The sequence below is a fragment of the Singulisphaera photorubra genome (assembly GCF_045290345.1).
GTDB lineage: Bacteria > Planctomycetota > Planctomycetia > Isosphaerales > Isosphaeraceae > Singulisphaera.
The window spans coordinates 8613188-8629360 of sequence record NZ_CP155447.1 but is presented as its reverse complement, the minus strand read 5'-3'; the positions used below and the strand labels follow the sequence as shown (position 1 = coordinate 8629360).

The following is a 16173-nucleotide window of genomic DNA, read 5'->3' as shown; positions in this document are numbered from 1 at the left end:
TTACTCCGAGACCGCGATGTAGCGGTTGTCTTCATCGCGCCAATCGTACGGTTTCATGCGTTCGCTCGCGTCGATCGTGATTCCGAGGCCCTTCAACTGGGCGAGCGCCTCGTCCGAGACGAAGTGGTGGTGAATATCAAGCGATTCGAGTTTGGCGACGTCCGGGCTGCCCGCGATCGCCAGGGCGCCCTCATCGCCAAGGTCGCCCAGCGACAGGTCGAGCACTTTGATTTTCGCGACGACGGGGGCCTGAGCCACGGCTTTGGCGATCTCGTCAGCGTCCGCGCAGTTGCGCAAGCCGAGGTAACGCAGGGCGGGGAATCGGTCCCCTTGAAGAATCGGGGCCAGGTCGGCCACGCCCGCGGTCCGGCCGTATCCTTCAGTCCCCAGCCAGAGTTCCAGATGTTCGAGCACCGGGAGTTCCGAGGCGGCGATCCCACGCACGACTTGCTCATCAAGGCCGCCGCTCTCGACCACGAGCGAGCGGAGGTTCGCATGGCGAAGTTTGCCAAAGACAAGGCCCGTCCCACCCCGCACCCGAAACTGTTCTAACGCGGGAAAAGCATCGAAGAGTGGAGTGACGTCCGACTGTTCAATCCAGGAGATCTCGTTCTCCTCACTCGTGATATCACCCAGGAACAGGCCACGCAGGTTCGCCAAAATTGCGCGTGCGGCGACCAGGGCTTCGACAATCGATTCGGAGCTGAGGGCGGAGTCATCCCCTTGCCAGGCGCCGATGATGAGCCCTCTCACCTGGCTGGCATTCGGGTCTTCGAGGAACAGGGCGAGTCGTTCCCCGAAGCTTCCCATTTCCTCAGTATCGTTCCACGAGAAGCTGAGGCGATAGGCCGAGCCCGCCGGATCCGCAATCCCCTCCTCAGGGTCATAATCGCGGACCGGCAACCCTACGAATTCCTCGGCGTGATCGTCGACGGTCATTGACACGGCTCCCTTCTCGGCTTCGTCCCGCGAATGGGGAGAACTGTAGCAAGCCGGCCGACCGGCGCAAAGGGTCAACTCCAACGAGAGGGGCCATCAATTCTCACGTCTGACTGTGATGCAGTTCCTCAAACGAACGGACTCCCGCAACACAACGCCAACACTAATAATCATCCATTTAAAAACGTGGTCTACCCGAACGTAAACCACGGCAGAAGCGAAACAGCCCTTCGTCAATACGATGGAAGCTGGCGTTCCGAACTCAGCCCAACCAGAAGAAGTATCCGAGCGACGCGACCATCACCACGAACACCCCAATGCTCGACCACCCCAGCATGGCCCAGCGTCGGTAATCGGCATCTTCGGCGAGGGCCTCCGCGGTCCAACTGACATAGTTCTGGTTCTCCAGGAGCCGACGGAAGATGCCGACGACGAAGGCCTGCTCGTGCGTGGCGTCTCGACCGGTGGCCGCCAGATAGCAGCCGCCGAACAGGGTCGAGTCGGGAGACTCGGACGCGAACGCTCGAGCCAGCGCCCGGAAGACCCGGTCTTCACGCACCTGGAGCCGGGTCAGAACCTGGTTGAGCTGGATGTTCTCATGAAGCACCTCCGAAGCATTCGTGCGATCCGGTTCCTCCAGTCTCCAGAGACGATAGACGAGCGTCGGGATCAGGACCTGGGCGATCCAGCGCACACTGTCATTGATCATCCTGGCGAAACCCGACTCGTCGACCACCGGAACCAGCGGCAGGTCCAACCCCAACACCTTTTCCCGCTGTTCTTCGGGGAACCGGCCGATGAATGTGCGGAATCCAGGGACCATTTCGAGGTCACAGATCACCGCGAAGACCGGGCATTGGACTTGCAGGGTGTCACGAACCGCGGCCCGATCGTGCTGGCAGATCGCCCCGATCTCATCCGCCTCGTCGGCTGACTCGGTCGTGGAGAACGGGACGAGGAACAGGATCCCATTGATCGGGCAGTAGGGCCGGCGGCTCCGGACGATCAGGCGGCAGAGATGCTGGAGCCGGCCCGTCTGCAGGTCGACTTCGAGTTGATCCTTGATCAGCGACGCCCGACGCCGGCGCGGCTGGCTCGACAACTCCCGGCCATCAGGCGGCGACTTCTCTCGTTCCTCGGAGGATTCCGGCCCGCGCCCAAGCACTCCCGGTTCGAACGGCGAGGAGGCCGCTCCCTGCGTTGCCACGGCCAGGGCCGGCAGGTCGACGGCCACCGAACGGGCGGGGACCGGACCGGCCGCGGGGATTCCATCAGTCAGGGGTGATTCGGCCAGGAGGGCCGACTGCCTCCCGAGCAGCGAGGCACCCGGGCAGGTCAGATAGATCCCATCCCGGTTGGCATAAACATGCAAGGGCGCATTGGCCCCTCGCGGTGTCCGCCCGACCTCGAACGAGAGCTTAGCGGCGTTGAGCAAGGCCTCCTCGGTGCCGATCGGGCTCCCCAGGATCAGGAACAGGGGGGACTGAGTGAGATCGATGCTCGCTTGCTCGAGTGCGCGGAGGGCTGCGTCCCAGGCCTCATCAATGTCGGGGAACTCGGACCCCTCCTTCTCGGCCGTCAGCAGCTCCCAGAGCCACCAGATCAGCCAGGACATGACGTAGATGAGCAAGAAGAGCAGCGGTAGCCAGATTTTCCGAAGGATCGGCAGCGGGGCGCGAAGCACGCGCTCCAGATCGGCCCACTCGTTGACGAACCCAAGCAGGACGAGCGTCGCCGCCAGGACCAGCAAGCGGAGCACCCAGCGAAGCCGTTGCCCGGGATGTCGTAGTTCGCGCGCCTTGGCAAAGAAGGGGAATGCGAGCTTCGCCAACCCCTTGATTCCGCGCCAGATCGAATTGAGCAGGAACATGGCGCTCCGTTACCGCCCGAGTTGATAGATGAGAAAGAAGGCCAGGACCGGCGTTAACAGCAGGAAGACCAAACCTCCGGCTACGACCATCGTCCGGAGTCGTTCACCCCCGCGAAGCGGCGGGACCCGGGTGGGGGGTGTCAGCTCGGGAGGAGGGGTCCACTCCAGACCCTCGATCTTGGTGAGTTGAGCCCTCGAGCTGTCGACCCAGTCCCGGAGCTCCGTGGGTCGGTCACGAAGGTCGCCCCGAAAGCCGAGCATCACACAGAGGTAGAACGTTTCGAGCAGGTCTCGATCGAGCCGGGTCTCCGGCCGCCGGGCCAGTTCCCAGAATCTCCAGGCCCGGTCGTTCGTCCCGTTCAGGGTAACCTCCATCTTGCGCTCGTTCCACCGGGTTTCCCACGCCGATTCGAGGATGAAGAGCTCATCGAGCCAGCATGCCAGCGCATAACGGACGGTCATGAGGCGCTCGCTGGACCGGCGAATCGCCCCGATCAGCCGAATCGTTTGCGGCTCGGTTTCCGAGGCCGCCGTCCCTTGTTCCTCGGCGAGTCCCGCCGTCAGCAGACCTTCGAGAATCGCCTGCTCCGTGGCAAACGCGGGGGACTCCCCCCGGTCGAGGCGCTCCTTGAGTTGCAGACCACGAGCCAGGATCGGGTGGACGAGCGCGGCAATGGCTTCGTGCATCAGCGGAAAGCTCCGGTCCGACCGCCCGTTCAACGAGTCTTCGCGACGACGTAGAGCGTGAATTGGAGGGTGGTTGACTGGCCGTCGGCTTTAATCATCAGGGTTCGCTGACCCTGGATGTTGCCTGCAACCAGGTTCTCATTCAAGCGAATCGCCAACGTCAGTGACTTCTGAACATTCTGCCATTCCAACGGCTCCGAATCGCGGTTGATCTGGAAATAGATCAGGTTGGGGAGGGCGGGCAGGGCTCGCGGCGGCCTTGGCGTGTGCGTGAACTGAAGTCCCGCCTGCCCGAAGCGGAAAATCCCGTCGACACGATCGGAACTTCCTACTTTCATGTCGAGCTGTCCCGGCTTGGTCAAGAGGCGAATGCACTCCTCGGGATCGAGCGAGCAACGCACTCCAATGAACATTTGACGAGATGACTCGAGCCAAGCGGGTTCCAGCGTCACTTCCATTCGAAGCCCGGCTCCGACGAACGGCTGTTCCTTGTACTCGGGCTCGACCAGGATATCGAGCAGGGCATCGATCTGCTGGCGAACTCCATAGAAACAACGCCCCAGATCGTCATGGTCGTATCGCGGTAGCTCAGGAGGGCGGCGCGTGGGGTCGAAAATGGCCAGGTGACCGACCAGGCGGCAAAGTTCCAGGTAGGCGGCCAGAGGGTGAACGCCATCCACGAACGCGACGACCGCCAGCACCGGGTACGCCTGGTCGAGTTCACGCAACTGGGCAAAAATCTGGAGGTCACCCTGAGTCTGACTGTCGAAGGTAATCCCTCGAGAGACCACCTGGTTGGCCAGCAAGTCGATCTTCTGCCCGATCCGGTCATACACCGACTGGAGGATGCCGCCCCAGAGCGGCTGCCAGGCATCGCAAGCCAGCAACGGTGGGATGTATGTCAGGTCGAGTTGCGGAATCGCCTCGGCGCGGGGCGACCTCATCACCCGGGCAATCGGCAAGACCTCGTAGCCGGCCTGATCCTGGTCCGAGAGCAGCAGCTTGAGGTTCAGCCGACGCACCGAGATCGGCTGCGGGTTGACCCCCGTGTTCTCGTCGGGCAGCGTCTGTGTCGAGACCAGATAGCGGCCCCCTTCGGACGCGTCCTTGCCGACCACGTTCGATCGCCCTTGCTGGAGCACCGGCACGCCGAGGTAGACCGTCACCGAGTCCGCCCCCTGAAGCGCGGGCTTCAGGTCGACGGGGGGAACCACACCTTCGTCGGGAATCGCCACCAGCGTCCCATCACGGAGCCGAGCCTTGAGCTTGCGAACGACCAGCCGAGAGTTGGCCAGCGCGTCGAGGTCGAGATCGATCTCCCGCAGCCCCCAGTTGTGGTGGTGATCCCATTTCTCGTTGAGGAACGACTGCTCGGATTGGTGGGCACGCGTAAGCTGGAAGTGGTGGGGCCGAAGGAACATGCCTTCATGCCAGTGAACGGGGTTGATTCCCATTTTGGAGCGGCCTCTCCCAACGCTTCAGTGCTCTGATTTGCGCAGACGAACCGATTATAACCGGTACACGCCAGTCGCACGTCATGAATCCCGCCTACCCGAACCCTTAGCGGGAGAACATTCAAAAAGAAGTTCGCCAAGCTGCCCGTGCCGACCAACGAACGTGCTTTCAATAGAAGATGCGGATCTCGCTTCGAATCAAAGGATCGCCCCAGTTCGGCGAATTGAGGGAGAAGGCAGTCCCGACACCGAAGTCGATGTAATTACAGACGGCCATCCGCAAGCCGGGCCCGAGGCTCAGATACGAATCACCGGACGAATTCTGGGGACCAAGGATCGGCGCCGTGAACGCTCCGTCCTGAAACGACCAGCCGTTGAACTCCAGAGTGCCGATCAGGGGCACGTCGGGCATCACCTTCCACAAGAGGTGATTCATACTCATATGGTAGTGGAGGATGGCTCCGGCGTAATCGGGATCACCTCCCAGCGGCACCCACTCCGCGATTTGCCCTTGGAGGTAGGTGTGGGGCGCCAGATGGAGCGCCATGAGCAACGATGGTTCCAAAGAGACGTGACCGTTGCCAAGGCCATCGCTCACGCTTCCGATCGGGATATACGTCTTGACTTGAAGCGTGAGCTGGATGAGGTCGCAGTCCAACAGCAGCGACTTTGTGCCGACGTTCATATCCGCGAAGCCGGCGTGGTGATCAGTCAGGTCGGGTGACGTCGACCGGTACGGAATCTCGGTGAAGATGCTGAAGCGGGGGAGCGCCGCTTCCATGTAGACGTATAGCTGATCGTAGTTGAGAAGTCGCTCACCATAGACCGGCCTGCCACTCTTCGTCACCGGACGGCGAGGTTGCGGTCCCGGTCCTCGGAAGGAGCGAGCCCAGAAATACTCGGATCGGTCGGGGAACCAGAGCGAGTAGCCGTGATCCCAGCGGAGCCGCTTCTGGGTCCGGGGACGGGCCGGATCGACGAAAAACGACGCGTTCGCTTCGGGAACCCAGGTCGGCTCGTAGCACGGGTCCGGGCAACAGAGGCAATGATACAGGTTAGAAGCAAGGCGCCCAAAGTAGGTTGACGCCTCCGCATGATAGCACGGCTTCGACCGTCCAGGGATGCACCCGCCAGGCCCACAGCTGCCACCGAACGTGTCGGAGTGGTCATCGACGTGAAATTGCCCGCAAGAAGTGCAAGCGACGGGCAAGACGTTCTCATCAAGGAGGCTCGTCTCGTTGCCGACGCGTTGAACGGCCGGATCTTCAGGTGCGACCTCAGGAGCAGCGGCGGCCGCCAACTCAGGAATAGGCGGTTCGGTCGCAGGCTGGCTCGACTTGGGGTCTCCCGAGGGAACGCCGGGGGAGGAACTCGCTTTGGTCAGCGCGGCCCCTTTCACCGCCTCAACTTTCGTTGAGTCGGGGGCAGGGGGGAGCGCGGCGACTACCGCCGCCTCAACTTTCGTTGAGTCGGGGGCAGGGGGGAGCGCGGCGACTACCGCCGCCTCAACTTTCGTTGAGTCGGGGGCAGGAGGGAGCGCGGCCTCTTTCACCGCCTCAACTTTCGTTGAGTCGGGGGCAGAGGGGAGGGGGAGCGCGGCCTCTTTCACCGCCTCAACTTTCGTTGAGTCGGGGGCAGGCGCCACGACGCTTTCATCCTTTTGAACTGGCGGAGATTGATGTGTCCAGTCGATCGCCGGCTTGCCGGCCTCACCACGCGGCGACGGTGCGACACAGCCCCCAAGGCAAGCCACCAGTGCGACCCAATGGATCACCCTTGCGCCGGGCCGAGTAAGGTGCTCGATAAGGCACCTCACAATCATCTGTAGGCTCCCGATTGAGTGTGCAGCAAGTTCGCACCTTCTCCTTCGCTGGGAGAGAATCCGCGGCCGTTCGCGTTCGATGGCATGATCTCTCGGAAACTTCCGACTCGGACAGAAATGGGAGTTGTCCGAAATTTTGGCGATTCGCCCGAAGAAATGCTCAACCGAGAGCCAACCGCTGCTCGATCGTGCCGGTTTATAGCGGGCATCCCGTGATCTCGCAATCCCAAGTCTCACCCACCGGGATGTTCACACTCGCAACATCTCTCCTCAGAGAATTCACCACAATCGACCAAGTCGCTGTTTTCGTTACATTCCAAAATAGCGTCAAGATTCGCCGCTCAAATGTCGAAGTCGACTTCATGCTATTCAGCTCGTCTCGGTCTCTGAGAAGTGTGACCCACCCCGCTTTGGGGGAGCCCTGGTCCGTCGGACGACCATCTGGATCTGCCGGAGTTCGAGGTATGGCGCAACCAAAGGCCAAGGCCTGGTTGGCAATCCTTTCGATCGCATTCAGCCTGACTTTCGCCGGGTGTGCCTCAATTCCCGCCGCAGGGGCGGCCGGGGCGGCGGGCGCGGCGGGGTCAGCTTCGGGATTCACCGGTCTCCTCGGTCAGGTCTGCCAGAACCTCGAGGCTTGCAAGGCCAAGTTCTGCGCTTCGCCATGTGGCCAGTTGTTTAGCCAGGGAATGTCACCACTGAAGTGCCTGACGGGAGGATCGTTCGGGAATTGTTGCCCGACCACCCCAACGGCCGCGCAGCAGAGTCAACCAGGCGCGGCGGGCGCGGCAGCTCAGATCCAGGCCGACACGGCTGCGTCCAAGGCGCGAGTCGCCGCTGTCGAGTATCTGGGGACGGTCGACTGCCACTACTGGCCCGAGGCCGAGAAGACCTTGATCGACTCGCTGCGAGCCGACCGCAATGAGTGTGTGCGATTTGCCGCCGCTCGGGTAATGGGCTCGGGTTGCTGCTGTACCAACAAGACGATTGCCGCCCTGACCCTGTCCGCCTCGGCCGACGACAGTGACGGCAACCCTTCCGAGAACTCGTTGCGAGTCCGGGCGGCCGCCGCCGCGGCGCTCTCACGCTGTGCCATGGCTCCCCCTGAACCGATCAAGCCGCGCCCCCCCGAGCGCCCCGAGCCGATCCAACCTGAGCTCCCGCCGGCCATTCCTCTCGAGCGGATCGATCCGGCTGTGGGTCGCTCAGAGTTCTACTATCAGACGGCCGAGCGAACCCCGCGCGCCCTCCTCATCGCAAGAGCACGCCGAGCGATGGCTCAGGTCTCGATTGATTCCAAAGCGTCCGGGATGCCTCCTCTGGGGAGCCAGAGCCTCTTCGACATCGCAAGCCACGCGCAGGCCCCGAAGACGCCTGCACAGCCCGTCGCGCCGAAAGCTCACGTCGAGCCTCCGAGTATCGCCCAGGCTCTGAAGTCGCCCGTAAAGCCCATTGAGCCGAAGCGGGACGAGGTGCTCTCCCAGACGGTTGAACCGGGCAACGCCGCCCCACCGCGAGATATTCCCCAGGTCCAGCCTGAAAAAGCGAAGACTTTGAAGGACCTCTTCATTCAGTCGACGGGGACCCGCTGAGGCCGCTCAGACGACTTGGCCCAAGCATCCTCCGTTGCAATCGCAGAACCGATTCAGTAGCGTCGACAGAGAGCCGAGACCAGGTATTGTCTCGAAAACCCAGACCTCACGGAGTTGCCGAGTGGCCACGAATCCCTCGCCGCTCTTGGATTTTGAGCCGCTGCTGGCGCCCATCCCCGGCTCCGAACCGGCCGGATCGACACTCCCTTATATTATCCGCGAGCGGCTTGACTTGTGCCGCCGGGAGATCAACCCGAACGACTATGATGAGAGCGATCCCCGGCGACCCGCAACGGCGAAATCCGCGGAATGGTCCACGATTCTCTCGCTGAGCCAGCAGGTGCTCCTCGAGACGTCGAAAGATCTATCCGTGGCCGCTCGCCTGACCGAGGCACTCGTCAAGCAGTCTCGTTTTGTCGGGCTCCGCGACGGTTTGCGGTTGCTTCGCCTGATGGTCGAACAATGCTGGGATCGGCTGAGCCCGCCCCTGGAAGAAGGGGATGACATGGAGGTTCGTGCCGCGGCGTTCCGCTGGCTCGACGACCCGGACCGCGGCGCCTCCTTCCCAAACACCTTGCGCGCGGTCCCATTGGTCCTGGGCGATGGTGCCGAGTATGGCTGGCAGGACTGGCGGCGGAGCCAAGATCCACGGTCGGGACTGACCCCCGAAACATTCGACAAGGCAAGGCTGGTCACCCCCGTGGAATCGACTCGCGAGGTGGTCGAGCTACTCTCGGCCGCCCGGACGGAATTCGACGGAATGGTCCACGCGCTCCAGGAGCGAATGGGCGAATCCGCGCCCGCGATGCTCGGATTGCGACAGGCGATTGATGACTGCCAGTTGCTAGCGAATCAGATCCTGCAACTCAATGCGGCAACAGACCCGCCGGCAGCCGAAACAGACGCCCCCTCGGAATCATCCGGCGCCACAGAAGCGATCCCATCAATTGGTAGTAGCTCCCCGGCGCCCACGCGGCAAGCTCTCACTCGCATCCAGATCTACGCCCAGCTCACTGAGGCTGCGAATGCGCTTCGGCGACTCGAACCGCACAGCCCGATTCCTTACCTGCTCGAACGCGCCGTCAACCTCGGATCACTGCCGTTCCCACTCCTGATGAAAGAGCTCATTCGTGACACCAACGTCCTGACCGAGATGAGCCGCGAGATCGGTTTCAAAGAAGCTCCACCCGAGTAGGCATCGGCCGAATCCAATGTTCGGCTTCGCCTTCGAGCAACGGTCCTTTCCCGAAGAGCAGGTAGAGCACGGGCAATGCGAGCATGGTGAGAAACGTGTCGAACGCCATTCCGAAGACGACCACGGTGGCAAGCGGCTTCTGCACTTCGGCTCCGATACCGGTTGAGAGCATCATCGGCAGGAATCCGAGTGCCGCGACGGTGCCCGTCATGAGCACGGGCCGGAGCCGGATGAGCCGGGCTTGCTCGATGGCTTCTCGTTTCGGAACTCCATGGCTCATGCGGTCCCTGATGGCCGAGACGAGCACAAGTCCTTCGAGGATCGAGGCCCCGGCGAGCACGACGAAACCGATACCCGCGGAGATTGTGAAGGGAAGCCCCATCACGTAGAGGCCAAACACACCGCCGACCCGGGCGAAAAGTACGCCGCTGAAAATCATCAGGGCATCTCTCAGCGAGCGAAAGGTCAGATAGAGCAGGCTGAGGATGAGTGCGAGTGCCAGCGGAACCACAACATAGAGTTTGCGTTCAGCACGCTCCAGGTGCTCAAACTGGCCGCCCCAGGAGATTGTGTAACCGGTATCGAGCTTGACCTCTCGCTCGATGCGTTCCTTCGCCTCTTCGACGAACGAGGCAATGTCGCGGCCCCGGACGTTGGACTGGATCACGATTCGCCGCTCGCCCCAATCCCGCTGAACAGTTGAGGGGCCTATCGTCTCCTCGATGCGCGCGAGTTGGGTCAGCGGAAGCCTCTGGCCGGAAGCAGTGGGGATGAAGATTTGCTCCAGGGCTTGAGGGTCCTCGCGGTAGTTGATCGGCAGTCGAACGACGAGTGGAAAGCGTCGTCCCGGCTCGATGACTTCCCCGACTTCAATGCCCCCGCAGCCTTGATGAGGTCGAGCACGGCCTCGGCGGGCACACCGTAGCGAGACAGGGCCTCGTTATCGACGTGAATTTTGATCACAGGCAGGCCGGTAACTTGCTCGGTCGTGGTGTCCGCTGCCCCTGGGATGCTCTTGACCAGAGTCTCAATCTCGGCGGCCTTTGACTTGAGCACCTCAAGGTCCTCACCGTAGAGCTTGATCCCCAAGTCGGTGCGGATGCCCGCCACCATTTCGTTGATGCGCATTTCGATGGGTTGCGTGTAGACGGCCCGCATGCCGGGGAGGATTTTCGTCGACTGAGCCATCAATCCAACCAGCTCTTCCTGCGTCTTTGCCTTCTTCCACCGCTCCCGGGGAGTGAGCGAGATGAAAATATCCAAGAGTTCGAGCCCCATCGGATCGGTTGCGACCTCGGCACTTCCCGTCCTCGTCCAGATATCCTCGATTTCGTCGGGGAACTTTGTTTTGAGATATCCCTCGATCTGGCTGCCGTAGACGAGGGATTCTTCCAGGCTCACGCTCGCAAGGCGGATGGTGTTGACGACCACCGAGCCTTCGTTGAGCCGCGGGACGAACTCCGAGCCGAGCTCCAAGCCGAGGATGGTCGAGAGGATCGTGAGGGCACCGACGAATCCCAGCGTTAGCCGCGGGTGGTTCAAGCCCCAGTCGAGCAGCGGCTGGAAAAGTCGATGAGCCGTGCGGTCAACGATGGTCTCCTTCTCGGACATGTTCCGGCGGAGCCCCAGCGATGCAAGCACGGGCATCAGGGTGAGCGAGAGAACGAGCGAGGCGGTGAGTGCGAAGATGACCGTCAGCGCCATCGGACGGAAGAGTTTTCCCTCGATGCCCTCAAGCGTTAGAATCGGAAGATACACAACCATGATGATGAGTTCACCGAACATCGTCGGCTTCCGCACTTCGACGGCGGCTTCCCGGATGATGGAGCGTTTGCTCCGACCCGAGCGGTCGTGAGCGAGCCGCCTGACGCAGTTCTCGATCATCACGACCGAGCTATCCACCACGAGTCCGAAGTCGATGGCACCCAGGCTCATGAGGCTCCCGACGATTCCGACTTTCTCCATCATCGTCACCGCAAAGAGCATGGAAAGCGGGATGGCGGATGCAACGATGATGCCTGCTCGAAGGTTTCCCAGGAAGGCGAAGAGGACGGCGATGACGAGGATGGCGCCCTCGAAGAGATTCTTCTCGACGGTTCCTAGCACGGCGTCGACGAGTTCTGTCCGCTTGTAGACAACATCGATGTTCACGCCCGGCGGGAGTGACTTCTTGATGCTGACCATCGCCTCGTCGAGCGCAATGGTCACGTCACGCGAGTTCCCACCCATTCGCATGAAGGCGAGCCCCAAAACGCTCTCCCCCTTGCCCTCGGCGGTAACCCCTCCGCGGCGGATCGCGTGTCCGATCTCGGCTTCGGCGACGTCGCGAATTCGGATTGGTATTCCGTTATGCGACTTGATGACGACGTTCTGGATTTGCTCGATGGAGGTGGTCCGCGAGATGCCCTGGACGAGGCTTGCCTCCCCGGAGCGCAAAACGTAGCCGCCGCCGACGTTTTGATTGTTCTGCCGGAGCGCCCGCGTGAGGTCATCAAGGGTGAGACCGTGCTTCGCAAGCCTCATCGGGTCAGCCTGCACCTCGAACTGCTTCTCAAAGCCGCCCCAGGCGTTCACCTCCGCCACGCCGGGGACGCGGAGCAGACGCGGACGAATCACCCAGTCCTGGAGCGTCCTGAGGCCGCTCAGGTCGTATTCCGGGTTCTCGCTCGAAAGCAGGTAGTGGTAGATTTCGCCCAGACCGGTGGCGACCGGGCCCATGGTCGGGCGTTCGATCCCTTGCGGGAGTTTGATATCGGAGAGGCGTTCATTCACCTGCTGACGCGCGAAGTAAATGTCGGTGCCGTCCTCGAAGATGGTGACGACTTGGGAGAAGCCGAATTTCGAGACGGAGCGAAGCTCCTCGAGGCCCTTGAGCCCGCCCAGTCCGTACTCGACTGGAAACGTAATGAGCCGCTCTACCTCCTCGGGGGAGAGTTCCGCGGCGTTGGTGTTGATTTGCACCTGGACCGGGGTCGTATCCGGGAAAGCGTCGAGGGGCAGTCGGCTCGCCGACTGAATACCGATCACGATGAGCAAGCCCGAGAGCAGCAGGACGACGAAGCGGTTCTTCAGGCTGAAGTCGATGAGCGAATCGAGCATGGTCTCCTCCGGGGTCAGTCGCAGCAACCTGCCCCGATAGAGCCCTTCATGATTTCGGTCTTGAGCAGGAATGCCCCGGCACTAACAACCTGCTGCCCCGGCTTGAGTCCCCAGGTCACCTCAAGCGTATCGCTACGTCCAAGCGGCCTCGTCTTGATTCGCTGCGGGCGGTATTCGCTCCCTTTCTGCGGCAGAAAAACCAAGTCCACATTCTCGTAGCGTTGCACGGCCGACTTCGGCACGGTGAGCGCCTCGTGACGTTCGCCGATTTGGATGCGGGCCCGTCCGAACTGATGGGCGCGAAGCTTTCCGTTCGGGTTGGGCAACTCAGCCCGCACCTTGGTCGTCCGCGTTATCTCGTCCACCTCGGAACCGATCCAGGTGACATTTCCAGAATGGCTCTGCGCTTGGCGGTTCGAAGCGGTGACGTTGCCGGAGACGGCGAATGTCACCGGCTGACCAAGCTGGATCTGGTCAATGTCTTGCTCATAAACGTCTATCCAAAGCCAAATCATCGCGGTGTCTGCGATGGTGTAGAGTTTCACGCTCGGGTCTATCGCCTCACCCTGGACGGCGTGGCGATAGACGACGGTGCCCTCGATGGGGGAGACGATCTCGAGGAGCGGCTTGGTATCGTTCTTCTTGAGGATCTCGGCCAGGGCGTCGTCGTCGAAACGGAAGTTCCTCAGCCTCTGCTCGGCGGAAAGCATGCTCGCACGTGCTTGGTTCAGAGCCGAGAGGGCCACCGGGCCCTCTTTGGCCGCGATGGCGTTCGTGGAGAGTAATTTAGAAATCCTGCCATAGATATCCTCGGCCAGCCTGACAGCATCCTTGCCCGCGATGTATTGGGTTTTGGCGGTGCTCACCTCGGCCGAGTCGACGATCGCGAGTACTTCACCGGCCTTGACCTTCTGACCGAGGTCGAGCCGGGCTTCCCTGAGGAAGCCCGTGACACGAGGAGTAATCTCCGCGTAGCGATTGGCGTCGAAGGCGGTCGCCGCGTTGGTGACAAGCTCATGGGCGTGAGCTTCCTCACCAACAGGAGCCGCCTTCAATCCGATTTGCTGCCCGAGGTCTGCCGAAGCGAGACGAACCATCGGCAGTAGCTTGCAGTACACAAGCTTCCCGTCAGGCGTCCGCTCACCGAATTCTTGGCACCACCCGTCGTTTACAAGATGAGCCGACTCGGCCGAAGCCGAACCTCCTTCCGTCGGCGGGTGACACTTGGGGCAGAAGTGCTCGGGGAGCCCGTGCTCACAGACCTTGATATCGTACTTCCTCTGGTTCTCGGGATGGCACTTGGTGCAGATGTCCTCCGGGATGTTCCCGTGCTCGGGGCAGAGCAGGAGCTTCTCTTTGAGCTCTGGATGGCAGAGGGTGCAGAACTTCTCGGGAACCCCGTGCTCTTTACAATAGAGCCCGTAATCTTCTGCCTGGGCGGAGTTGATGCGAGCCCACGCGGGCAGGAGTTCGGGCCGGAACGCGGCAAGCCCCACGGCGACGAGCGCAAGGACGCCTATGGTGGCCGCAAAACCAATGATCAAACGCTTCATGTTTTGTATTCCTGTGAATGCAGTTTCGCTGTCAGGCGTAACGCCAACCCCGCTTTGGGAGAGCGCCTCGCCAGGGTCGTTTTTGTGTCTTCGGGATTGCGTGCAAGAGGTGGAACGTGCCCATCAGGGCGCGGACCTCTGAATCAGCGCATGTTCGCCGCGGACGAGCGACTTAACAGCGGAATGTCATCAGGAGCACATGAAGTTGGAGCCGGTTTGGAGCATGGCCAAGGCCCGGAGGTGCCCCATTGCGTGAGAGGAACTGGAGGAGCGATGGGTCGGCGTGCAGTGTGCTCAGCAGAAAGACGGGAAAGAGCGGCAAGAAGGAGCCGCTAAAAGCGAGCGTCGCGTTGTCGCTCTTGGCTTCCTTGATGGCCCCGCCGCAGATGCAATTGACCGACTCGCCCGGACTCAATGGAGACTTGGGGGTGCCTTCGTCCTGCGTGCCCGATGCCTCCTCATGCTCGGCGCAACAAGACGTCTCGGCCGCCCGGCAAAACGACGGGCAGACCAGAATGGTCGCGACAAGGAGGAGGGAGAAGAAAGCTCTCACGCGACGACACCGATGCTCCAGATTCTGCTGTTTACCCAGTTTCGTATCATATAACATGAGACCGCTTAGGTCCAGGGCAATCGCCGGGGCTCTTCCAGCCCGCCATTCAGGGTCGACAAGACGAGTCGATGGTCGAGCGTGGGAGCATGAAGTCTGAACTTGTGGGTGCATGCGTTGGTGTAACTCTGGAGTTGGAGCCGACCGCCCGAACTGTCGAGCGATCGATCGAAGAGTTCGTGGGACGATGCCCCTCGTCGGCCTTCGCACGCCGATCGCCGAAAAGCCCTGCAGCACGAGATGCTAGAGTTATGTGCGGCGACAGAGTCTACAAAAAAATGGAAATCGAGAATGTGGAGAAAGGTGCTTGACCTTCCTAACCACGTTTCAGAAAATACAACGTTATGTGTAAAATCGTCAGATTTAGCCAATCCGTACCGAACTGAGCGTCTCCCTCGGAACGAGGGGCCGATCGTCCAGCCATGACTGGACCCATGCGGAGGTGGCGCCGAATCGCGAAGGAGTTCAGAAGCCGTCGCCGTGGGCGGATTTCCTATCGTGAAATCGAGGGCAGACCGATGGCACACTCGCGTGCATTCGGCATTCGGGCCAGTCCAAAGGACGCAGTCGCGACAGGTTGTGACAAGGAGCCAGAGGGACCGGCGCACTGGCTGGCTTCGCGCGACCGAAGAGTCAGGCCGTATCGCGTCACGCGGTGAACCGCTCGCAATTGCCTCGGGGCACGGCCAGAGCCCACGCAATGCCGCAACCACGACGATTCTCGATTCACTCCGGCCCAGAGGCGTCGACGACCGGAAAGAGGCCCATTTTGGGGCCGGGAGGTGACCGTCGTCCATTCGTCAGTGGTACACCGACCTCAATGACTCCGGTCCCCACTGTGATTCAGTCGGCCTTCCACGTGCAAGCCACCCCCGATACGCACCTGTACCATTTCTTCGCTGGTGGCGGTCACGCGACGGACAAAGTCTCATGAACTCGTAATCGACGAGGTTCCGGAGGCATAATCACGAATTCCCGTTGGCCACGAAATCCACTGAGCCACCGATTCAAGCCAACGTGATTCTGTTGCACAAACGATCACCTCACCCCTATTTGGGAGAGATCAAGTCGGGAGCGAAGCGCCAGACTATCGATCAAGGCACGAGAGAGCGTGGATGTGTCCGTGGATCAGTTTGATGCCTAATGACCCGGCGGAGACCGGGATCACTACGGGCCGGTCAGCGTCGAGTTCGAGGACGATCACAGGCAGGTCGTATGGTCGGTCGAGTCACCTGGGGTTCGCGAAGGTCCGTCCCCAGGTTCACAATCAACCGTCCCTACAACCTCCCTCTGGACCATGACGTTGGCCCAACCAATCGGATCTCCATCACCGGTCTACGGCAGAGCGGGAC

Annotated in this window: 9 protein-coding genes and 1 pseudogene; 2 read left to right on the top strand and 8 right to left on the bottom strand. The window is 61.4% G+C overall.

Going from position 1 to position 16173, the window contains the following annotated elements:
• From V5E97_RS32260 to V5E97_RS32240, 5 genes are all read right to left on the bottom strand, one after another.
• A complete protein-coding gene (locus V5E97_RS32260) occupies window positions 1-939 on the bottom strand; it encodes an STM4015 family protein (RefSeq protein ID WP_406695650.1) in 939 nt (312 codons plus the stop codon).
• Between the two features lie 262 nt (window positions 940-1201).
• Entirely contained in the window at window positions 1202-2809 is a 1608-nt protein-coding gene (locus V5E97_RS32255) for a type VI secretion protein IcmF/TssM N-terminal domain-containing protein (RefSeq protein WP_406695649.1), read from the bottom strand.
• Between the two features lie 9 nt (window positions 2810-2818).
• Window positions 2819-3496, bottom strand: a complete 678-nt coding sequence (locus V5E97_RS32250) for a DotU family type IV/VI secretion system protein (protein WP_406695648.1) — start codon at window positions 3494-3496, stop codon at window positions 2819-2821.
• Between the two features lie 29 nt (window positions 3497-3525).
• On the bottom strand, window positions 3526-4950 hold the full coding sequence (gene tssK, locus V5E97_RS32245; RefSeq protein WP_406695647.1) for a type VI secretion system baseplate subunit TssK: 1425 nt from the start codon (window positions 4948-4950) through the stop codon (window positions 3526-3528).
• A gap of 169 nt (window positions 4951-5119) precedes the next feature.
• Entirely contained in the window at window positions 5120-6595 is a 1476-nt protein-coding gene (locus V5E97_RS32240) for a hypothetical protein (RefSeq protein ID WP_406695646.1), read from the bottom strand.
• A gap of 641 nt (window positions 6596-7236) precedes the next feature.
• Here V5E97_RS32240 and V5E97_RS32235 point away from each other — a divergent pair.
• Both V5E97_RS32235 and tssA read left to right on the top strand, forming a co-directional pair.
• Window positions 7237-8364, top strand: coding sequence for a hypothetical protein (locus tag V5E97_RS32235; RefSeq protein WP_406695645.1), 1128 nt, complete (start codon window positions 7237-7239; stop codon window positions 8362-8364).
• 121 nt (window positions 8365-8485) lie between these two features.
• Window positions 8486-9559: a type VI secretion system protein TssA gene (tssA, locus tag V5E97_RS32230; RefSeq protein ID WP_406695644.1), complete on the top strand. Its 1074-nt coding sequence runs from the start codon at window positions 8486-8488 to the stop codon at window positions 9557-9559.
• 103 nt (window positions 9560-9662) lie between these two features.
• Here the strand turns inward: tssA and V5E97_RS32225 are convergent.
• The 3 genes and pseudogenes from V5E97_RS32225 to V5E97_RS32215 all read right to left on the bottom strand — a co-directional run.
• A pseudogene (locus tag V5E97_RS32225) lies at window positions 9663-12658 on the bottom strand (efflux RND transporter permease subunit); the annotation flags it as partial.
• Window positions 12659-12672: 14 nt separating this feature from the next.
• Window positions 12673-14211, bottom strand: coding sequence for an efflux RND transporter periplasmic adaptor subunit (locus V5E97_RS32220; RefSeq protein WP_406695643.1), 1539 nt, complete (start codon window positions 14209-14211; stop codon window positions 12673-12675).
• A 172-nt stretch (window positions 14212-14383) separates the two neighbouring features.
• The gene (locus V5E97_RS32215) at window positions 14384-14764 is read right to left on the bottom strand and encodes a hypothetical protein (protein WP_406695642.1); all 381 of its coding nucleotides are present in this window, start codon (window positions 14762-14764) and stop codon (window positions 14384-14386) included.
• Between the last annotated feature and the right edge of the window lie 1409 nt (window positions 14765-16173).

Excerpts from the sequence above, each read along its gene's own strand:
- V5E97_RS32260 (WP_406695650.1), bottom strand. The coding sequence starts at position 939 with ATGACCGTCGACGATCACGCCGAGGAATTCGTAGGGTTGCCGGTCCGC.
- V5E97_RS32255 (WP_406695649.1), bottom strand. The coding sequence starts at position 2,809 with ATGTTCCTGCTCAATTCGATCTGGCGCGGAATCAAGGGGTTGGCGAAG.
- V5E97_RS32250 (WP_406695648.1), bottom strand. The coding sequence starts at position 3,496 with ATGCACGAAGCCATTGCCGCGCTCGTCCACCCGATCCTGGCTCGTGGT.
- tssK (WP_406695647.1), bottom strand. The coding sequence starts at position 4,950 with ATGGGAATCAACCCCGTTCACTGGCATGAAGGCATGTTCCTTCGGCCC.
- V5E97_RS32235 (WP_406695645.1), top strand. The coding sequence starts at position 7,237 with ATGGCGCAACCAAAGGCCAAGGCCTGGTTGGCAATCCTTTCGATCGCA.
- V5E97_RS32220 (WP_406695643.1), bottom strand. The coding sequence starts at position 14,211 with ATGAAGCGTTTGATCATTGGTTTTGCGGCCACCATAGGCGTCCTTGCG.